General features: G+C 67.0%; 13 protein-coding genes. 8 read left to right on the top strand and 5 right to left on the bottom strand.

Annotation, left to right across the window (positions count from 1 at the left end):
* A partial coding sequence (locus AC559T_RS00580; protein WP_498867376.1) for a type I polyketide synthase occupies nucleotides 1-2,943 on the top strand: 2,943 nt, incomplete at its 5' end.
* 175 nt (nucleotides 2,944-3,118) lie between these two features.
* Nucleotides 3,119-4,126: an acyltransferase domain-containing protein gene (locus tag AC559T_RS00575; protein WP_498867375.1), complete on the top strand. Its 1,008-nt coding sequence runs from the start codon at nucleotides 3,119-3,121 to the stop codon at nucleotides 4,124-4,126.
* Between the two features lie 31 nt (nucleotides 4,127-4,157).
* Here the strand turns inward: AC559T_RS00575 and rfbH are convergent, their stop codons facing one another.
* Both rfbH and AC559T_RS00565 read right to left on the bottom strand, forming a co-directional pair.
* Nucleotides 4,158-5,483 carry a lipopolysaccharide biosynthesis protein RfbH gene (gene rfbH, locus AC559T_RS00570; RefSeq protein WP_498867374.1) on the bottom strand — a complete coding sequence of 442 codons (1,326 nt, stop codon included), beginning with the start codon at nucleotides 5,481-5,483 and terminating at the stop codon, nucleotides 4,158-4,160.
* Between the two features lie 90 nt (nucleotides 5,484-5,573).
* Nucleotides 5,574-6,557, bottom strand: coding sequence for a Gfo/Idh/MocA family protein (locus AC559T_RS00565; protein ID WP_498867373.1), 984 nt, complete (start codon nucleotides 6,555-6,557; stop codon nucleotides 5,574-5,576).
* A 943-nt stretch (nucleotides 6,558-7,500) separates the two neighbouring features.
* Between AC559T_RS00565 and AC559T_RS00560 the strand changes: the two genes are divergently transcribed.
* Nucleotides 7,501-8,970, top strand: a complete 1,470-nt coding sequence (locus tag AC559T_RS00560; RefSeq protein ID WP_498867372.1) for an NDP-hexose 2,3-dehydratase family protein — start codon at nucleotides 7,501-7,503, stop codon at nucleotides 8,968-8,970.
* Nucleotides 8,971-8,988: 18 nt separating this feature from the next.
* Here AC559T_RS00560 and AC559T_RS00555 read toward each other — a convergent pair whose 3' ends face one another.
* A complete protein-coding gene (locus tag AC559T_RS00555) occupies nucleotides 8,989-9,447 on the bottom strand; it encodes an NUDIX hydrolase (RefSeq protein WP_498867371.1) in 459 nt (152 codons plus the stop codon).
* A 353-nt stretch (nucleotides 9,448-9,800) separates the two neighbouring features.
* On the opposite strand from AC559T_RS00555, the gene AC559T_RS00550 reads away from it, so the two are divergent.
* The 3 genes from AC559T_RS00550 to AC559T_RS00540 all read left to right on the top strand — a co-directional run bounded on the left by AC559T_RS00550 (nucleotide 9,801) and on the right by AC559T_RS00540 (nucleotide 12,447).
* On the top strand, nucleotides 9,801-10,088 hold the full coding sequence (locus tag AC559T_RS00550; protein WP_498867370.1) for a hypothetical protein: 288 nt from the start codon (nucleotides 9,801-9,803) through the stop codon (nucleotides 10,086-10,088).
* A 238-nt stretch (nucleotides 10,089-10,326) separates the two neighbouring features.
* A complete protein-coding gene (locus AC559T_RS00545; RefSeq protein ID WP_498867369.1) occupies nucleotides 10,327-10,902 on the top strand; it encodes a MarR family winged helix-turn-helix transcriptional regulator in 576 nt (191 codons plus the stop codon).
* Nucleotides 10,903-10,947: 45 nt separating this feature from the next.
* Nucleotides 10,948-12,447 (top strand): MFS transporter, encoded by a 1,500-nt coding sequence (locus tag AC559T_RS00540; RefSeq protein WP_498867377.1) that lies wholly within the window; start codon nucleotides 10,948-10,950, stop codon nucleotides 12,445-12,447.
* Nucleotides 12,448-12,841: 394 nt separating this feature from the next.
* Here AC559T_RS00540 and AC559T_RS00535 read toward each other — a convergent pair whose 3' ends face one another.
* Nucleotides 12,842-14,362 carry a multicopper oxidase family protein gene (locus AC559T_RS00535; RefSeq protein WP_498867368.1) on the bottom strand — a complete coding sequence of 507 codons (1,521 nt, stop codon included), beginning with the start codon at nucleotides 14,360-14,362 and terminating at the stop codon, nucleotides 12,842-12,844.
* A 221-nt stretch (nucleotides 14,363-14,583) separates the two neighbouring features.
* Here AC559T_RS00535 and AC559T_RS00530 point away from each other — a divergent pair, with 221 nt between their 5' ends.
* Complete coding sequence (locus AC559T_RS00530; RefSeq protein WP_498867367.1) at nucleotides 14,584-14,919, top strand: hypothetical protein; 336 nt, start codon at nucleotides 14,584-14,586, stop codon at nucleotides 14,917-14,919.
* Between the two features lie 240 nt (nucleotides 14,920-15,159).
* Nucleotides 15,160-16,299 carry an HAF repeat-containing protein gene (locus AC559T_RS00525; RefSeq protein ID WP_498867366.1) on the top strand — a complete coding sequence of 380 codons (1,140 nt, stop codon included), beginning with the start codon at nucleotides 15,160-15,162 and terminating at the stop codon, nucleotides 16,297-16,299.
* A gap of 781 nt (nucleotides 16,300-17,080) precedes the next feature.
* Here AC559T_RS00525 and AC559T_RS00520 read toward each other — a convergent pair.
* Nucleotides 17,081-19,981: a helix-turn-helix transcriptional regulator gene (locus AC559T_RS00520; RefSeq protein ID WP_498867365.1), complete on the bottom strand. Its 2,901-nt coding sequence runs from the start codon at nucleotides 19,979-19,981 to the stop codon at nucleotides 17,081-17,083.
* Between the last annotated feature and the right edge of the window lie 1,161 nt (nucleotides 19,982-21,142).

Genomic DNA, 21,142 nt, shown 5'->3' with positions numbered 1-21,142 from the left:
CACGCCGCGATCCCCGACCCGGAGACAGCCGCTGCGGGCGCATCCAGTCTCACGCCGGCAGAGGTGGCCGCGGAGCTGCCGACCTACCCGTTCCAGCACGAGCGGTACTGGCTCGCGCCGGGCACCCCCGCCGGCGCTACCGGGGATGTCATCGCGGCCGGCCTCGACGCGGCCGGCCATCCGCTGCTCGGCGCCGCCGTCGATATCCCAGATTCGGCACCCGGTGCGGCCGAGATCGCCTTCACCGCCCGGCTGTCGACACGGACCCATCCCTGGCTCGCTGACCACGCGGTGCACGGGGTGCGGCTGCTGCCCGCGACAGCGTGGATCGAGATCGCGCTGCACGTCGGCGACCGCGTCGGGTATCCCGTCCTCGACGAGTTGCTGATCGAGGTCCCGCTCGCCGTCCCGGACGAGTCGGCGGTGGCGTTGCGCGTCGTCGTGGCGGGTCCCGACACGACCGGCCGGCGCCCAGTGCGGGTGTATGCGCGCCCGGACGGGCCGGCGTCCGACAGCACCCCAGGGTGGACCCGTCATGTCGCCGGCTGGCTCTCCGCGGAGGGCACCGAGCCCGACCACGGCTACGACCAGTGGCCGCCGGCAGATGCCGAACCGGTCGAAACCGAAAACTTCTACCAGCACCTGGCTGATCTGGGCTATGAGTACGGCCCGGCGTTCAATGGGCTGCGCGCTGCTTGGACGCGGGGTCCGGAGGTCTTCGCCGAGGTGGAACTGCCGACTGCCGGGACCGCCGCAGCGACGGGCCCGATGTCCCTCTCCGCCGCCGCGTACGGCCTGCATCCGGCGCTGCTGGACGCGGCCCTGCAGGCGACGAACCTCGGGGTGATCCCCCGCGCCGACGAGGGGCAGGTACTGCTGCCGTTTGCCTGGAGCGGCATCCGCCGGTTCGCGTTGGGGGCGACGGCGCTGCGCGTGCATGCCGCACCCGCTGACCTGGTGACTGCCCCGGGGTCGTACGGGGTATCCGTCCGGATGTCCGACGACTCCGGCGCGCCGGTCGCCGAGATCGGCTCTCTGGTTCTGCGTCCGACGCCGCTCGCGCAGTTCGCGCGACCCGCCGAGGCCGGGGGAGAGGACGAGGCGGGCGCGGGTGCCCTGTTCCGCGTCGAGTGGGTCCCGCAGCCCGCGAGGCCGGCAGGGAGCATCGGCCCCGTGCCGGCCGCGGCCGACGTCCTGGACATCACGGGCTGGGCGGGTGCGGAGCCGTCTGCCGCCCGCCGGCTGGCTGCCGAGGTCCTGGCAGCGTTGCAGAAACGGCTCGCCGTCGGCCCGGGGCGGGACGCGCCGCTGGTGGTCCTCACCGACGATCCCGTCGGCAGGCCGGCCGCAGCGGCGGTGTGGGGGCTGGTCCGCTCGGCACAGGCGGAGAACCCCGGCCGGTTCGTCCTGCTCGGCGGCGCGCCGGAACCAGCGCGGGCCCTGCTGCCGGCCCTGCTGGCCAGCGGGGAGACACAGGCCGTCGTGCGGGACGGCCGCCTGCTGCTGCCGCGACTGGCCCCTGCGGTGCGGCGTCCAACGGACGCCGGTTCCGACGCCGGTGGCTCCGCCGCCGGACCGTGCCTGGTGGATGGCACCGTCCTGGTGACCGGGGGAACGGGAACACTTGGCGCGATCATTGCTCGCGAGCTGGTGGCCAATCACGGCGTCCGGCGCTTGGTGCTGCTCAGCCGCGGGGGCCCCGCCGCGCCCGGCGCCTCCGAACTGGCCGACGAACTGCATGCGGCCGGGGCCGAGGTTCGCCTGGTCGCCGTCGATGTGGCGGACCGGGAGGCACTGCGCCTCGTGCTCGCGGCGATCCCGCCCACGCATCCGCTCACGGCGGTCGTCCATGTCGCCGGCACCGTCGACGATGGTCTCGTCACCTCGCTGGACGAAGGTCGCCTCGACGCGGTGTTCCGGCCGAAGGTGGACGCCGCCTGGCACCTGCACGAGCTGACCGAGACGGAGGACCTGGCCGCCTTCGTGCTCTTCTCCTCCGCCTCCGGTGCCTTCGGTGGCGCTGGTCAGGGCAACTACTCGGCGGCGAACGGCTATCTCGACGCGCTCGCCGAGCACCGGCGCGGCCTCGGCCTGCCCGCGGTGTCGGTGGCCTGGGGGCTGTGGGAGCGGGGGAGCGCACTCACCGGGAGGCTGACGTCGACCGACCGTGAACGGATGGCCCGCGGCGGAGTCCGCGGCCTGTCCGACGCAGAGGGAGCCGCGCTGTTCGGGGCGGCGCTGCGCTCACCGGAAGCCGCGCTCGTCGCCGCCGCGGTCGACGTGGCGCTGCTGCAGGAGCGCGCGGCGGAGGCTGACCTGCCGCCGCTGCTCCGGGGCCTGCTACCGACTTCGGCGCCGGAGCTGCGCCGCGGATCCGCGGCGCAGCAGGCCGGGGGGGAACGGTCGCCGGCGGCGACACTGGTCCGGCGGCTGGCCAACCGGCCGGAGCTGGAGCGTCGGCGTGTCCTACTGGACATCGTCCGAGCCCACACCGCGACGGTGCTCGCGCACCGCTCGCCGGAGGCGGTGGACAGCGGTCAGACGTTCCAGGAACTCGGATTCGACTCGCTGACCGGCGTCGAGCTACGCAACCGACTGGCCGAGGCGGTCGGGGTGCGACTCCCTGCCACGGCGGTCTTCGACCACCCCACACCTGCCGCGCTCGCCGGACACCTGCTCGGGCGGCTTGACCTGCGCGGACCGGAGGCCCACCAGCCGGTACCGGCAGCCACGTCAGTGCTGGACCACCTGGCCCGCTTGGAGCAGGCCCTCGCGAGCGTGGAGGCTGCCCAGGTCGACCTTCCCGACGAGGTAGCCACCAGGTTGTGGGGGCTCGTGTCCTCGCTGGGTCCGGTGGCCGGTGACAGCGGAGCCGGGGTCGACCTGGCCTCGGCGACGGATGAGGAGATGTTCGAACTGCTTGACCGCGAGTTCGGCTCGTGAGTACCCGTTTCCTGGCCGCCCTTCTCACCTCGTCGTCCTTCCCCGCCCTGGCCACTGCCGTGGGATCATGCCCTTCCGCCGGCTGTGTGCTACGTAGGTGCCGGCCAGCCGGGCACGTGGTCACGGAAGGCGGGAGGCGAGAACCTGCCACGCAGGCAGAAAGCAGGGTGAAGTGATGGCCGTCGGATATTTCGTCAGTCGGGCTGTGGCGGAACTAGACGAGGGCAGTGTCGCGTTCCACGATCGCTTCCCGGTGGTCCGTCGACTCTATCGAGATATTCAGGAGTGGACGGGAATTACCCCTGACCAGCTCCTTTCGGGCGAGCTTCCAGGAGCTCGCGGAACACGCAACGCGGTGCTGGCTATCCGGTCCATAGCTGGCCAGGTCGCGGTCCATGATGTACTCGCCGAATCCGGGCTCCACCCCGACGCGGTTCTCGCGCTGAGCCTTGGTATCACCAGTGCGAGCTGCATGGTCGGCTCACTCACCCGGAAACAGGTGTTCGAGATGCTCTGGCACCGGCGCGGAATTCCTGAAACTCCCGCCACGGAGCCGGAACAGGGCGTCGCGATGTTCGTCGAAAGAGACCACGAGGACAGGTCGGCGCTCTATCGTGGCCGGGACGGCGTCTACCTCGCGGTAGATTTTGGCCGTACCGTAGATGGCTCCCGGTCGGTCCTGCTCACTGGATACAAGGCCGCGTTGAGGGAGCTTGCGATGCAGGCACCGGACATCATGACAATTATGGCCACCGGGAAGGTGGCGGTGCACAGCTCGCTGCAACGGCACGCGAGTGAGTTCGTCCGAGCCCACGTCGCGACCTTGGAGTTCAAGGATCCTCTGATCCCGCTCGCGGCCTGCCTCGGACCGCGACCGCTCACCACCGGTGAGGAGATAAGCGAGACGATCTGGCGCAACCTGGTCGCTACCGCAAGCATTCCCAACGGTCTGGCCGCCGCATTGAGCCTGGGCGTCAAAGTACTCGTCATCCCGGGACCCTCAATGGCCGACAGGATGATCGACTTTCCGGTTCCAACCGTCAGAGTCAGGCAGCCGGACGACGTCGAAATGGCGGTGGCCGCGGTGGAGCGGGCGCTTGTCGAGGTCGCGAGCGCGTCGGGGGCGGGGGACCCCCTGGCGGGGGAGGGGAGTTCCCCGCCCTCCCCCGCCCCCTCATTATGAGCCTCTCAGAAGCCCGGTTATCGCCGCCCCGTCACCGGCGGTTCCTGCGCTGGGCCGGCGAGGTGGCGAACTCCCATACCGAGGCCGCCACATAGTCGACCATCTCGCTGGTGATGCCGGGGTATACGCCCACCCAGAAGGTGCGCTCGGTGATGACGTCGCTGTTCGTCAGGTCACCGACCACCCGGTGGTCGACATCGACGAAGACGGGCTGGCGGACCAGGTTCCCCGAGAACAGCATCCGGGTGCCGATGCGGCGGGACTCCAGGAAGGCAATCAGACCGGCCCGGTCGTAGTCCGCGTCCGCGGTGACCGTGAGCACGAAACCGAACCAGCTCGGGTCACTGCCTGGTGTGGGCTCCGGAAGCAGCAGGCCGGGCACCCCGTCGAGCGCGTCCCGCAGCCGCCGCCAGTTGCGCCGTCGCGCCGCGCCGAATTCGTCCAGCCGGCGCAGTTGGGACAACCCCAATGCGGCCTGCAGATCCGTGCTTTTCAGGTTGTAGCCGACGTGAGAAAAAGTGTATTTGTGATCGTAGCCGTAGGGAAGCCTCCCGAGTTGCTGGGAGAAGCGCTTGTGGCAGGTGTCGCTCGCGCCCGGCTCACACCAACAGTCCCGGCCCCAGTCCCGCAGCGACTCGACCAGCCGGGCCAGCACAAGGTTGTCGGTGACCACACAGCCGCCCTCGCCCATGGTCAGATGATGGGCGGGGTAGAAGCTCGCGGTCGCCAGATCGCCGAAGCTCCCACACGGGCGGCCCTGGTAGGTCGAGCCCACGGCGTCGCAGTTGTCTTCGACGAAGTACAGGCCGTGCTTGGCAGCCAGGTCGGCGATCTCGGTTGCCGGGAACGGGTTCCCCAGTGCATGCGCGATCATGATCGCGCGGGTGCGCGGTCCGATGGCGGCAGCCACCCGCTCGGCTGTGGTGTTGTAGGTACCCAGCTCCACGTCGACGAGAACCGGCACCAGCCGGTTCTGCACGATCGGGCTGACCGTGGTCGGGAATCCGGCCGCTACGGTGATCACCTCGTCGCCGGGGCGGAGCCGCTGTTCACCCAGCTCCCGCTGGGTCAGTGCGGTCAGCGCGAGCAGGTTCGCAGAGGAACCGGAGTTGGTCAGATGTGCCTTGCGGCGGCCGAGTAGGTGGGCGAACCGGCGCTCGAACCGGCTGGCTGCCGGTCCGGCCGCGATGTACATCCCGAGCGCGGCTTCCACCAGGGCGGCCCGGTCGTCCTCGTCGAACACGGCGCCCGACGACAGGATCGGCGTCTCGCCCGCCACGAACTCGCCGCTGCTCGTGTGGTCGCGGTGATACTTGCGGACGCTTTCCAGGATCAGGTCACGGTCGGTGGCGCTCAACGGGGTCTCCCTCGGTTGTCTGGCGGCAGTTGACGGAGGGGACTGAGTGTCTGAAGGCTCGCACCAGTACCGCCTCCGCCGGGAGCGGCACTAGAAGGGTGGCGCCACCAAGGCGTGCCTCCGGACCCGGTCGACCAGGTCGGCCTGGGTCACCAGCGACTGCCCCTCCAGTGGGCTGGGCACGTCGTCGCGGACCCGCGCCGCGAACGCGGCGATCACGTTGCTGAACTGGTCGTCGGGGGCGAGGGTCAGCTCTTCCACCCGGTCCTGGCGCTCGATGCGCAGCACCGGTGGATGGGACGGCGGCGGAGTGTAAGCCCACCGGGCGGCGACGCGCCCTGAGCTTCCCCACAGTTCGTAGTGGGAGCGGTAGCTGTGCTCCATTCCGAAGGTGAGATGTGCGGTGACACCGTCGGGCCGACGTAGCAGCACCCCGCCGGAGACGTCCACGCCGTGCTGTTCGTCCACACGCAGCGTGGAACCGACAACCTCCAGCTCCTCCCCGAGGAAAAGCATCGCGGTGCGGATCGGATAGACACCGATGTCAGTGAGCGCTCCGCCGCCGGACTCGGGTACATAGCGGTTATGGCCGGGGGTGGGCGGGAAAGCGAACTGGGCGGTCAGTGTGCGTAGCTCACCGATGGTGCCAGTATCCAGCAGGTGCCGCACGGTCACGTGCTGGGAGTGCACGAGAAACATGAAGTTTTCCAACAGGGCGAGGCCGAGACTGTCAGCGAGTTTCACCAGGCGTTCGGTGTCGTCGCGCGAGGTGGTCAGCGGCTTCTCGGAGAGCACGTGCTTCCCGGCTCGCAGCGCCGCCTCGATCCACCGGGCATGCAATCCTGCCGGCAGCGGCAGATAGACCGCGTCGACGTCCGAGCGGGCGAGCAGGCGCTCGTAGCCGACCACTGGCTCGCCGCCGAACCACTCGGCGAAGCGCCGGGCCTTCTCGGCATCTCGGCTGGCCACCGCGGCCAGCTCCACGTCCGGATTCGCCACGATCGCCGGCAGCGTCCGCCGTCGGGCGATGTCGGCACAGCCGAGGACTCCGATCCGCAACCGGGTGGTGCTCATCCTGACCACTCTCCTGCAGCGCCAGTGACTCGGGTGAGGCGGACGGTCAGCGCGCCAGGAGCAAGTCCGACGTCCAGCGCCCGACTCCCCGGCCTGCCCCGGAGCCCGGCAGTCAGCAGGCCGGCGATTCGGTCCGACGCATCCTCTGGGGAAGCATTCAGGTTCTCCTCCCTGCGGCAATCGAAAATGAGGTCTCGATTGTTGGCGGGCCTCTCCGGCCTACGTGCGGCGAGGCGGGAGAACATCTGACTGAATTCCGCCGCGGTCGACGCGCGAGGCTGGGTCACGAAGTATCTCAATTCGCATCGAAAAAGTGTTGAATGTGTATTTCGCGAATGCGGGGAACGGTCATTTCGAGTGTGACACTGGAGGTGTGCTGCGGGCAGACCCGGTCATCGATTCCGCAGTGGATCCCCCGTCAGCCTGGAGGCTTGAGTCGGCGACACAGCGAGTGTTGTTGCTTGCTGGGCATCCAGCGGATGGCGTCGCCGAGTGGTTGACGGTCACGACCGAGACGCACTCGTCGATCGAGCCAGCGGCGGCCGCGGAGCCGTGGGTTGCCTGAGCGTTGTCGAGCAGAAGGCCGAGACCTCCGGCGGCACGGCGTGCCGCGGCGGCCCCGCGCCCTCGCACCGCCCTCGAGACGAGTGCAACGCCCCCGTCAGGCGGATCCATTCGGCCCCCTCCTGGTGCGTCCCGGTGCGACGTGTCACCGCTACGACAATGCCGACTGACAACCCGGTCAACGTAGAAGGCGCTTCCCCCTACCGTCAACCCCAGTGAAACGACCGAAGGTCTGAAACTCTCCCCTAGGCCCCCCCTGACTACCCCGACGATTCTGGCCGTCCGCTATCCCTTCTTTCATTATCGAGGGTACGGGGGCGCCGCACCGGGCACCACGGCCCGGAAGGATATCGACGTACGCCGCACGTGAGGAGTTTCCGTGTCCAGAACTGTGCCGGCACCTGTCGGGTTCCAGGCCGACGACCATAAAACCGCGCTACGGATCACGGAGTCGGCGCTCACCCAGGAGGGGCTGGTCAGCTTGGCCGAGTTCCGCTCCTGGTTCGAAAAGCGTAGCCGGCTCGACGTGGCCCAGGTCCGCCGGATTGACCTGGACAGCCTCGATCGATGGAGCACGGACCCCCATACTGGAAACATCCGCCACGAGAGCGGGAAGTTCTTCGTGGTCGAAGGGCTGTCGGCGGACGTGCCGGACAGCCCGGTCCCGCACTGGACCCAGCCGATCATCAACCAGCCCGAGATCGGCATCCTGGGAATCCTGGTCAAGGAGTTCGACGGCGTCCTGCACTTCCTGCTACAGGCGAAGAACGAGCCGGGAAACGCCGGCGGCGTCCAGCTCTCTCCGACAGTGCAGGCCACTCGGAGCAACTACACGGGCGTGCACGGCGGCGCCGCTGTGCCGTACCTGGAGTACTTCCGCGCCACGGACCGCCACACGGTCGTGGCCGACGTCCTGCAGTCGGAACAAGGCTCCTGGTTCTACCAGAAGCGCAACCGCAACGTCGTCGTTGAGGTGGACAGGGACGTTCCTACGCTGGATGGCTTCCGCTGGCTCACCCTCGGCCAGATCCACCGACTGCTCGCCGAGGACGACATCGTGAACATGGACTCGCGAACCGTGCTGTCCTGCCTGCCGTTCTCCGCGGTTCAGCTCGCGGCCGCGTTTCCCGCCGCGGCCAACGGCCTGCAGGCGTCGGTACTGCGCTCGTCCAGCCAGGAGGAGGCCGGCCGGCACACCACTGGCGAGATCCTGAGCTGGGTGACGGAGGCACGGACCCGCAACGAGGTGCACACACGCCAGATCCCGCTGGCTGACGTCACATCCTGGCGACGTACCTCCGCGGCCATCGAGCACGAAACCGGGCTGTTCTTCCGCGTGATCGGCGTCGACGTGCGCTCCGGGCACCGGGAAGTCGCCAGCTGGACCCAGCCGATGATCGAACCGGTGGGCACTGGCATCGTTGCCTTCCTGGTGACCCGGTTCAGTGGGGTCCTGCACGCCCTGGTGCATGCTCGGCTCGAGCCCGGTTACCTCGACGTCGTCGAGCTCGCGCCGACCGTGCAGTGCACGCCGGAGAACTACGACTGGCTGCCAGCGGCATCTCGCCCCCGGTTCCTCGACGAGGTGCTCGCCGCGGACCCCAGGCAGATCCTCTTCGAGGCGGCTCTCTCAGAGGAGGGCGGTCGCTTCTACCAGGCATTGAACCGCTACCTCATCATCGAGCTGGACCCGGACAACGGCGCGGCCCTGGAGGCCGGTCCGGACCACCGCTGGCTGACCTTGCATCAACTTGTCGGGTTGCTGCGGCACAGTCACTACGTCAATGTCCAGGCCCGCAGCCTGGTGGCCTGTCTACACAGCCTCTCCAGCGCGCCCGACCGGCCCTAGGAGCACGACGGCGGGGTGTCAGATTCCGGGAATCCGGATGAGCGTGCGCAGAAAGTCTGCCTGTTCGATAATCGTATCGGGTGGAATCTCGGAAAAGAACCCGACCTGCCGGCCCTCGTCGCTACCGATCAGGCGGCCGCCGACGACTGTAGCTTCGAAGGCGATGCCAACCGGCCAACCCCGGTAGCCCGCCGCCGCCATGTATGGGTACTCGATGTACCCGAGCAGATCACCGACAACGATGGAGACTCCGAGCTCCCGGGCGGCCACGCGGGACACCGCGGCCGGCAGCGACTCGCCGAAAAACACCGTTCCGCCCGGCAGGTGCCACTCCCCTCGGCATGGCTCGATGTCCCGTCGCACCAGCAGCACACCATCCGGTTCCTGAATCACCACCTCTACGCATAGCCGCGGAACCCGGGCATAAATGTCGTCGAAATCGCGCCGACTGAGCGGAAAAACATCGTTTCCGGACACGGGGAAATCCTAGCAGCCAGCCCATGCCGTCTCGGACGACGACCTGCCGCACCGCCATGCATACCATGGCCGCTGCCCGGGCCGTCGAACCGCCGCGGGCCGGGGTGCGCCGTTACTCCGGCTTCAGCGGCTCTCCCCGCGCAGGGCCGGAACCGTCCGCTTTCCCGTCCGCTTTCCCGACCGATCGCCCGAACAGCCGGGCCGGTGACAGTCGCCGCTGGCCGTCCGCATGTCCCGACGGCTGACAACCAGCTGGTCGTGGACCTGGACGCGATCCTGCTCACTGCACAGAACAGGGCGGCGGCGAAGGCCGTACTGGCAAGCAACAGATCGCGGTCTGCCTGACGCAGGCCGTGTGCTCGACCGAGGGCGTCGAGCACCGCATGACCGTGCGGGCGCTGCGATGCACCGTCCAGCGGATCCAGATGTTGACCGCGGAGGCGCTGGAGCTCGGAGGGAAGTCCACCTGCTCATCCAGGCGGGGATGGCGCCCGAGCTGTGGGCGCTGGTCGGTGGTCGGGCCGATCAGCGCGGCGCAGGTCCTTGTCAGCTGGTCGCACCCAGGGCGGTTCCGCTTCGACGTGGCGTTCGCCGCGTTCGCTGACGGCGCTCCGATCTCCGCTTCCTCCGGCCCTCTCTGATCCGTGGGACAGGACTCTGCGTCTGCAGGATGACGACGCAGCTCTTGATCAAAGCGCGCCAGGGTGCGAAAGACCTGAGCTAACCTTGGACTCGCACCGCTCGTCCAGCAGGCATGATCCTTTGACGGTACACAGTCCTCCGAGGTGGCTGGAGCGCCTCGTTCCCGACCCACGACTGCACCAGACCACCGCCAGCAGCCGCCGACCGCCGACACGGCAACGTGAACTCCGATGAGCCGTGAGGTATCTGAAGCGTGAAGGGAAGATTTTTTTGGACAGAGCAGATCCCGCGGCCTCGACGACATCACTGGAATCAGCACCGGATTTGATGTTTCTCATGGCCTGGGTCAGTCATGCGCTCACGGCCAGGCATGCGGCAGACCTTGCGGAGCTCAGCATATCACCTCGCGCCTACTGCGTCCTGGTCAAGGCGCTGATGGGCGAACTGACACAGACCCAGCTCGGCGATCAATGCAATATCGACAAGACCACGATGGTGGTGACCCTCGACGAGCTTGAGAGATCGGGGCTGGCTGAACGCCGCCCGTCGAGTACTGACCGTCGAGCTCGGATCGTTGTCGTTACCAGGGCCGGTGAAAAGGTGGTGGCAAAAGCGAACAAAATATCACATCAAATCCAAGAGGATGTGCTCGGGGGCATCCCTGTCCCGGACCGGCAGATCTTCCTCAGGGTGCTCGCCGAGCTGGCCGCGGAGGGTCGCCCGTCCACTCCCTCGGAGTGCGAGCGGCGGACGCGACGCCACGCCGCCAACATGGTTCCGAACGGGATAGTTCCGAACGGGACTATCTGCTAGGGTTACTTCCAGATCCGTGATCTAGGAGGTACCTGCGTGCTCGGAATGGCACCATCTACAGGCAGGTCGCGTTGGCTGGCGTTCGCGGTACTCTGCTCTGCCCAGTTGATGATCATCATTGACACCAGCATCGTGACCGTGGCGTTGCGGTCGATCCAGCGTGACCTCGGCTTCTCACAGTCAGGTCTCGCCTGGGTCGTCAATGCGTACACCATTGCCTTCGGAGGTTTGCTGCTGCTGTCTGGTCGGCTCGGAGATCTCCTTGGCCGCAAACGCGTCTTCGTGGCCGGCCTGGTTCTGTTCACCGGCGCTTCAATGCTATGCGGCGTGTCCGGCAGCCAGGAACTTCTGATTGCCGCCCGGTTCATCCAAGGTGTCGGCGGGGCTATGGCCGCCGCCGTGGTGATGGGTATCGTCGTCACGATCTTTCGAGATCCGAGAGATCAGGCCAAGGCAATCGCCGCATTCAGCTTTGTCTCCGCTGCCGGTGGTTCAATTGGCGTCCTCGCCGGCGGCGTGATTACCGAAGGAATCAGTTGGCACTGGATCTTTTTCATCAACGCACCCTTCGGCATCATAGCCGCTGTTCTCGCGGTACCGCTCATAGAGACCGACCGTGGCCTCGGACTGCGCGAAGGTGTTGACGCCGTCGGCGCTGTCCTCGTGACAGCCGGTCTGATGCTGGGCGTCTACACGATAGTGAAGGTGAGTGAAAATGGCTGGGTTTCGGCCCACACGCTCGGGTTCGGCGCCGTCGCGGTCGTCCTGATCGCCGGTTTCATCGTCCGGCAGGCCACGGCTACCGCACCTCTGGTGCCACCGCGGATCGTCCGATCTCCCGACATACTGGGGGCGAACTCCGCCCAGGTCCTGATGATCGCGGGCACCTTCGCCTTCAACTTCCTGGGCGCACTTTTCCTGCAACAGATTCTCGGCTACAGCCCAGTCAGGGCCAGCTTCGCGTTTCTTCCCATCGCGCTGATCCTGGCGATAGTCTCGCTCGGCTTCGCCGCGCGGCTGATCACACGCTTCGGCTCACCCGCGGTACTGTTCTCGGGCCTTGTCCTGATCGCGGCCACGCTCGGCCTTGCCGCGCGCACCCCAATGGATGCCAACTACTTCGTAGACATCCTCCCCATGACTGTAACGCTCGGCGCGGGCTCCGGCCTCGCCATGCCTGCGATCATGACCCTCGCGATGAAAATCTCGACACCGTCGGACGCTGGAACAGCATCCGGACTGGCGGGTACATCGGGAATGATCGGTGGTGCGCTCGGTCTGGCGGTCATGTCGACCTTGGCCGCGTCCCGGACATCCCGGTTGATTGCCGACGGGCAGAGCTCCGCGGCGGCGCTTACCGGTGGTTACCATTTTGCGTTCGGCGTCGCGGGCTTGGTGGTGGCCAGCGCGGCAGCGCTCGCCGCGATCATGGCTCGCAATGCGTCTGTCCGCGCCAGGCGGGCCGACGCCACGGCCGTTCCGGGCAGTGTATCCATGACCGTAGACGCCACCGAAGGCCCACAAAGGGCCGACTCGCAAGCCTGAGCCCTGCCCGGTTGTCGAAGAATGCAGACGAATTCGCCGCGGTCTCGTTCACCGGCGAGGCGCTGAGCAGTTTGCCGTTCGGGGCCGTGGCGATGGAACCACCTTCGGTCCAGCTCGGGAGGCAGCGGAGCGTTCGCGGCAGATCAGGCCGGACCCAGGGGCTGCGATGAACCCCTCCAGGCCGGCCTGGTCCATCAGCCATGAGATCCAGTTGCGGCTGATCCGAACGCTGCAGGAGGCCAGCCCCGAAGGACCCCGGCGCGAACAGGAACTGTCGGCTTCCATGGAGCCCACCGGGCCGGCCGAGGCGCCGGATTTCTCTCAGCTCGTATTCACCGACTCAAGTGAGCGGACGTCCTGGACCACCGGGCAGCAGGACTCCCGCCGGGGTCCGTCAGGCAGTGGTTTCGAAGACGGCCATCATGCCTTCGCTGGCGTGATCTATGTTGTGACAGTGGAACAGATATTTTCCAACGTAGTCGGAGAACGTGACCTGGATCCGGACGGTCTCTCCCGGCTCGAGAAATACGGTGTCCTTCAGGCCGCTCTCGGTGGCGCCAGCCGGAACTCCGTTACGGTCGAGTACACGGAACTGCACAAGGTGAAGGTGTATGTTGTGTCCCACGGCGAGGGGGGTCTCCAGGTTCTTGACGCGCCAGATCTCCGTGGTTCCACGTTTGATGCTGAAATCCACCCTGTTCGAGTCGAAGCTTTTTCCGTTGATGGTGAACGGAAATCTGGCAGCGTCGTAGGCCAAGACGACGTCACGGACACGGGTGACGCTTCTCAGCGGTGCGTTCGGTCGCAGCACTGCAGGTACGCGACTGGTGTCGGTGGTCCGCTTGTCCACGTCGAAACGCAGAACGGGGAGCGAAACCGGACTGTCGGAGTCCACAACGTCGCGTGTATTGGTCAGGACAAGTTTGGTGCCTGACGGATAGCGAGAGAAGTCGATCACAATTTCGACTCTCTCCCCAGGGCTGATGAAAACGCTGTCGACGGTTACCGGCGCGGGCAGCAGGCCGCCATCGCCGGCAATCTGAACAAACTTCTCGTTCTTCCCCAGTACCAGCTTGAAATCCCGCATGTTGCTCGCGTTAAGAAGTCGGAAGCGGTACTTTCGTGCCTGCACCTGTAGGTAGGGGGTGGGGCGCCCGTTTGCAAGGAGCGTTGCACGTCCGATCAGGTCACCCAGCATGTAGACCAGCTGGCCCTTGTCATCGAAATGGGCATCGGACAACATGATCGGAACGTCGAAATCTCCACTCGGAAGACTCAGTGCATCCTCGGCTGGATCCTCGATGAAATAGAAGCCATGCAGCCCGCGATAGACGTTCTCGCTTTCTTTGTGATGTGCGTGATCGTGGTACCACAGCGTAGCGCTTAGCTGTCTGTTTGGATATTTGTAGGTCTTCGTTTTCCCTGGCCCTATTGTGTCGGTCGGGAATCCGTCGGACTCTGCGGGGACGTGCCCGCCGTGCAAGTGAACCGCAGTCTCCGCCGCGAGCTGATTGGCGTGCTCGATGACGACCTGGCGGCCCACCCGGGCCCGGATAGTAGGACCAACATACGTCCCGTTGTAGCCAAAGACCGAGGTCGAGATGCCTGGCAGCAGTTCGTCCTTCGCTTCTCGCGCGGTGATCTCATAGAAGTCGGTGTCGGATGTCGAGCGCGTCGGCTGCAATACAGGCGGGACGGGTAGAGGCACCGAGAACGGTGTGATCACGGGTGCGGGCCCCGCATCCGCCAGCGGTATCATGTTCATTCCGTGCGCAGAGTGTTCGTCTGTTGTTCCCCTAAGGGAGGAGGTCGAGTCGCCTTCATCCACGAGCCAGACGGCGCCAGCGACTGCACCGGCGGCGGTGGCCGCCGCGGTGAGGTTCAGCAGGTCCCGTCGGGACAACAGGCGAGACATCAGGGGTTGCCTCCAAGGCGATGGACCGCTCCCGCGCATTGCGGAATTGACAAGAACCTTCCTCGCCGAGGAATCGTTTGCCTACCCCTATAACCTCCCACTTGACGGCTTCCGCCGACGACAACCACCAGGAGTGGCCGTTCTCCGTGGTGCCGTGGTTCGCGGCACCACGAAGATCGCTGGTATGAAGCTGCCGGCCGGTTGATCTCGCAGGCTTGGGTGTGGCAGGACCGCCGGCGGCAGGGCCGGTCCACGATGGCCGCGGCCAGGCGTGGGTCGGTGAAGGCGGTGAGCAGGACGACCGGTTCCGCGGCGTCGACCCAGGTTCCGCCGGCGAGGTGCGTGACGGTCGCGGCGGTCAGGCCGGGTGTGCGGGTCGGGTCGAGGTCTTCCAGTCTCCTGATCTGGGGGAATCCCCCCTCGGCGATTCGGAGGCGAGTATCTCGGCGAGCCTGCTGAGAGTCCTGCGTGCGCCCTGCCTGGGCGCGGTCGATGGCGGCCTGGCGGTGGGCTCGGAGCTGGTCAGCGGTGCCAGAGGAACCGATGCCCGGGTGTGAAACGCGCTCCCGGAGCGGCGGTGGTCGTGGTCGTGGGATGACAGCCCATGATCCACGGGTCTAGTCCGCGGCAGGCCGCGGCCTGAGCTGGCTTCCGAGGAGGCCATTCCCCCGTAGAAAAGGGGGGGACTAGGGGAGTGATCCGCGTATCCCTGGTGCCATTATCGTGTAATGCTCCCTTCTCCGAAGAGGTGTGACCTCATCCGGAAAAGATCGCCAGCGTCGGCGCGGGTCAGAGGCGTGGCCGTGACGCTGTCCATGACGCTACTGGCCGCGACCTTTCTCGTCACAACTGCGGCTACCGCAGCTTCCCCGCACGTTACGGTGATAGATATCGGAGCTCCCGACTATCTCGGTTCTCCGCGTATCCATCCGCAGGGGATCAACGACCTAGGCGAAGTTGTCGGCTACGGAATTCTTGGTGGCCCCCAACCACTTCAAGCCTTTGTCTGGTCGCACGGAAAGATCACTCTACTTCCTGCGCCGGGCGCGGATCCCGGGCTCAGTAGTTTCGGTCTAGCGCTCAACAACCGTGGACAGGTGGCCGGCTACACGACGATCGGCGGTGTAAAACACTCGATAATCTGGGACGGCGGCAGCTTCAAGGATATTTCCGCACCTGGCGGCGACAGCTACCCAATCGCTGTCAACGACAACGGTCAGGCTCTGCTCGTCGAGCAGGGGAAGTCCTACATCTGGTCCGCCGGCAGTCGGGTTCCCGTGGAGCCCTTCAACGTCACCGCGACCGTGGGGCTGAACAATTCTGGTCAGATATTTGGCTCGGGTTCGGATGACGGCGGGCCGGAAAAGGCATTCATATGGTCCCAGGGTGAGGAAACCCAAGCCAGCTCTTTCGGCCTCACTACGACGACCACCGACATCAACAACCGCGGCCAAGTGATCGGCTACGGAGCCGTAGCCAGGCCGCCGTACCACACGCACGGCTATCTGTGGAGTCCCGCCGTCAACGGTCGGCGTGCGACACAGACCGATATCGGCAGCATCTCCGGGCGTGACACGGAGGCGCTCGCCGTCAACGATCGCGGACAGGTCGTGGGACGCAGCGCGACCTCGTCTGGTTGGCACGCCTTTCGTTGGGAGGGCGGGCGCATGACGGACCTGGGTGTCCTGCCCGGTGGGACCTCGAGCAACGCCGTGGCCATCAACGAAGACGGACAGGCGGCAGGCTGGTCCTATGCGGCGGACGGAAAGCGCCATGCTGTCATGTGGAACGGAGGAAAAATTGTCGATCTCGGTATTCCGGACGGCTTTTTCCTGAGCTACGCGATCGGAATCAACAAGTCCGGGCAGGTGCTGGGATACGGATTTCAGGAGGGAACCGGTGCGGTGCACACGTTCGTCTGGTCAACAGCAGGGTAAACGGGCTCTCCACGGTTGAGCGGATGTGGTGGCCGTCTACCGGCGGAGCGTGACAGCGGTCTGTTCCTGTGCGTGGTTGCGGGCTTGTCCGGGAGGGCGCGCGCACCCGCCTCCCGGGATGATCGTTCTTGTCCGAGAAAACGATCAGTCGGATGGGAACGGGCGCGTCTGGTGGTCTGGGACCGTGACTCTTCCGGGGATCGCCGGTGGCAGGCCCGCCCGGTGCTGTAGCCGGCAAGGTTTGCCCGCGTTGTGAGCGGCACGCCGGACCGGATCCCCGGCCGGCGGCTGCCGGTTAGATTAGGAGACACCCCGGCGGAGGACCCCGACCCGCAGACCACCGCGGCAGCCGACCCGTCCAACACCGGCCAGGGCACGCTTTCCGGCACCCCGGTCACCCCACCCGCCAGACGGCGACACAGGCGGCCGGCGGAGCACCCCACCAGCAGGCATCCGCCCAGCCATGGCTACCCACCGCCACAGGCGGACGTCGCCGACAGTCATTGGCTAAACACAGCCCCCGGTGAACTGGGGGAAGCGCCGGTAAACGCCTTCTCGGCTGGGTGTTTCGGCGCCGTAGGCCGCGGCGCACGCCTTCGCGGCGGCGTGGGTGGTGTCCCTGACGTCATCTTCGGGCAGCGGCGGCACCACGGCGGGAGCATCGTTGATGAGAACCGTCGGCGTTCGCCGGTGGCCGGGTCGTCGCGGCGGTCGTTGACTTGGGGCGTGGTGGCCTCGACCGTGCCGGTGGCGGCCAGCCGAGGCGAGCTCCCGCGGCGGGTCATCCGATCCTGGTGACCTCGGTCCACAGGTCGACCGGGAGGTCTTGGCGGCGCTTGACGTTGAGTTTGCGGTAGACGCGTGTGAGGTGCTGCTCGACGGTGCTCGGCGTGATGTAGAGCCGTCGTGCGATCTCTCGGTTGGTATAGCCCATGACCGCCAGTGAGGCGACCCGCCGCTCGGAGTCTGTCAGGCCGGTGATCGATTCCTGTGGGGCGCCGGTGAGTGTCTGGCTGTCACCGGTGACCGCAAGGAGCTTCTGGGTCAGCGGTCGCGCTCCGCACATGGTGGCGATGCGCAGCGCTCGGCGCAGCAACAGGCGGGCCCGCCGGCGCTGGTCGAGATGGTCGTGGGTGCGACTGAGATCGGCTAGGACATGTGCCTGGCCGAGCCGGTCGCCAGCGGCTTCAAGCAGTTCCAACGCCTCGACCAGCGGCTGTAGCCGGCGCCCGGGTGGGCTGACGGCGGCAAGCAGCCGCAGGGCCAAGCCTCGAACCCGGACGGTGCTGGGACGTCCCAGCTGCTCCTGGACGAGCTGACGGGCCTGGTCGACGTTGTCCAGTTGAAGCCAGGCCTCGGCCGCGCCGATCCGCCAGGGGACAAGGGCGGCTGCGTCCAGGCCCCAGCCGCGGATGAGGTCACCGCAGGCCAGGAAATCGGCGAGCGCGGCGTGCGGATGGTCTGTGGCGAGGTGGTAATGGCCGCGAGCGTGCAGGTAGTCCAGCTCGTAGCGGCTGGTGGGCATTTCCTCGGGTATAGCCCGGACCAGGTGCCTGGCTGCCTCCGCAACGTCACCGGCCCGGACCGCGGCGAGGACCAGGGCACCCAGCGGCATGCCGACGGCAACCCCCCACGCCTTCGGCGGAAGGATCCGTAGCGCCGTGCGGGCGTGGTCGGCCGCCACCGCCAGATCACCTTGTTCCAGCGCCAGGCCCGCGCGCGCCGCGGTCACCAAGGCCCGCGTCGTCTGGTCACGGGCGTCGCTCTCGGCCACCGGGTCGGCTCCGGTCTCGGCCAGGAACCGGTCGCACCAGGCGACCGCGGTGTCCAGGTGGGGCGACTGGGTCAGCAGCAGTAACAGGGAGAGCAGCGTGGCCTCGCCCGCCCACGGATCGGCCCGCCCAAGGTGCAGGTCACGCAGGACGTTCTCGGCCTGCTCGATGCCCGCCGGGCCGTTGGGCCGCAGAGCAAGTGCTCTCGGCTCGCGACCTCCACGGTGGCCGCCGGCCGCCACCGCATCCCCCAGCAGCGCCACCGACCGCAGCCACGAGTCCGACGCCGGCGCCGCCAGCACGCCGCGCCCCGCGGCCTGGGCCGGCCCGCGCCGCCGGCGGGCCAACGGCGGGTGGACACAGGCCAGCCAGATCTCCAGGTCGTACGGTTGGGCCACACCGTCATCAGGTTGTTCCCGGGCCTGCGCCCGCAGCCGGCCGAGCAGTTTCTCGGCCTCACCTCCGCGGCCGTGCCACAGCAACTGCCTGACGAGTGCGGCTTCCGCCCGCTGGTTCAGCAGACCGGAGGACGCGGCGGCCACGAGTGGGGAGAGGTGACGCGCGGCGATCGCTGGACTGATCTGCCATTCAGCATGGGCGAGCCGGGCCTGCACCGCGGCACGCTCCCGCTCGCCCGCTGCGGACCGCATCGCCAGTCGCAACCGGTCGGCCGCCGGCCCGGGATGGCCGTCGAGCAGCGCCTGCTCGGCCGCCTCGACGAGTATCACGGTGCCCCACGGCGGAGCGTCGTCGCCCTCGACGAGGTGCACCGCCACGACCGCAGACGGTGCACCCTGGTTGTAGCGCAGTTGCGCGGCCCGACGGTGCAGCTCGATCCGTTCGGGCCCGGTCAGGTCGTCGAGGATCGCCTCCCGGGCCGCCGGATGGCGGAACCAGCCGCCTTCGAGAAGCCCGGCCGCCGTCATGGCATCGACGGCACGGACGACAACATCTGGCCGGGCCCCGGCCAGCCCAGCGAGCGTTGCGGGGTCCGTGGCGCCGCCCCGGGTGGATGACCCTACCGCTGGCGTCTCAAGGACTGCCAGCGCCTGGGCCACCAGCACGGTGGCCGGCCCACCGCGGTGCAGACAACTCAGCAGCGCTAGCCCGAAGCCTCTGAGCGTCGGGTGACCGGCCGTCCAGTGGTCCTGGACGAAGGCGGTGAGCAGCAGGGGATTGCCGCCTGTGGCCTCGAACGGATCGAGAACCGGCCCCCCGGCGGACGGCCCTGGCGCCTCGGCACCGGGCTCGGCGGGATGCAGTGCCGCGAACAGCTCACGGGTTCCGGCCGGGGAGAGCGGCTGTAGGCGAAGTGACCGGAACTCGGGGGCTCGCCCGAGTTCCGCGCGAACGGGCAGGTCCAGCGGGCGCGTGGAGAGATCGCCCGCGAGCAGGAGGAGAAGCGGGGCCGACCCGAGGCGGCGGACCAGGTGCAGGAGGAAGTGCAGCGACGGGGTGTCAGCGTGCTGCACGTCGTCGACACGCACCAGGACCGGTCTGCGCGTGCTGAGGTCGAGCAGAAGCAGCGTCAGTTCCTGGAAGACCTCGACCAGCTCCCGGTTCGTATCGGTGCCAAGCTGGGTGACGATCGCGGCACCGGCCTCCAGCAGCTCGGCGATCCGGGCTTGCCGGCCGTCCAGCTCGGCCTCGCCGTCAGGCTCCGGGTGCCGCACGCTGCGCAGCAGCTGGCCGACCACACCCAAGGGGAGGACATGCTCGGCCCGGGCGCAGGTGGCCACACAGACTGTCATTCCGTTCTCCGCTGCCCGGGCGTCACAGTAGCGGATTACTTCTGTCTTTCCGGTACCGACCGGGCCGTCCACCAGAACCACCCGGCCGCGTCCCGTTGAACATTCCTCCAGAAGCACATCGAGTCGGCGTAGAATATCTTCCCGTTCAATCAGTACCACTGACGCCCCTCAAGAACTCCATGGCCCGCGACCCTGCTCCCGCACCGTGACCGGTGAGTGGACAACGTGCATGGAGCGCGGTTCCACTGTCGCGCAGGCCGGCCCATCGACCGGAAACTCCACACCCATCTCGCAGGTGAGCGCGCTGCTCCTGCCATGCCCAGGCCTCCTCCGCGCATAGGTCCGGTCAGAGAATTTTGCTGACCGTCAGTCGTTCCGAGTCTGGTGTCCGTTGACAGCGAAGTTGGTCCGCCTCCGGACCTGTGACCTGCGCAGACCGGATTGGATGACACGAACCCGGCATCCGTGATCATGTTCTGGCTCGACATCGGGCCAGATTGGATGGCAACCGTCGGCCGCCTGACCTGGCCAAATATCGAGGTGATCTCCACCGGACCACATTCGATGGCACACGGGTCAGGTTTGCTGTCAACGGACATCTGGCTACGTAGGCGAGAACGGGATCTGGCGCAGATCTTGTTTGTGAACATGAACACAGGAGGTGGAGGTGCGGTGAGTGATGGTCTACTCACCTCCTGTGGTGCTGTGCGAGTAGATGGAGGTTGTCTGGCCCTTCGAGGTCGCCCTGCGGAGGGAGGCTTCAAACCACCCGCCGCCGCATTGGTTGAAGACCGTTGTGGTGAACGGCGCGGGAAAAGTCGGGGCTCGACCCCGGCAGGTGTGAGCCGGAGAGATGAGCGATGGTCCTCGTGGCCTCTGCCGTCCGAAGCGTCGAAATGTGTTAGACGACATCAAAACGTGCGCAACGAATGCTGAGAGAAGGATGATTGGTAGGTAGTCGCCGGATCGAGGCAGTGCTCTGCGGGAGATGGAGGATTGCTGGCCCTTCGGGATCGTCCTATGGGGGATGGTCTCAAACCACCACATGCTGCGTTGGCTGAAGACCGTCGTGGTGAGCGATGTGGAAAAGGCGCACGTGATGCGTCAGGTGGGGGACAGGGAGACGATCGCTGTCTGACGTGTCGAGAGTCGTGAACTGGCACCAGAACCGGGTTTGGTTTTGGAATCCGGGATGAGTCTGGCGGGTGCCCATGTATTGGCCAGGCGGTGTCCGGCATAGAGGCGACGTGAACCTGTTCTGCGGCTTCCGTAGGGAACGTTGGAAGGCGAGTAGGGAAACAGCCTGGAGGTCAGTATTAC

It is taken from the genome of Frankia sp. Hr75.2, assembly GCF_949319125.1.
GTDB classification, from domain to species: domain Bacteria; phylum Actinomycetota; class Actinomycetes; order Frankiales; family Frankiaceae; genus Parafrankia; species Parafrankia soli.
The sequence above is the reverse complement of the archived record's forward strand: the minus strand, read 5'-3'. Positions and strand labels throughout refer to the sequence as shown.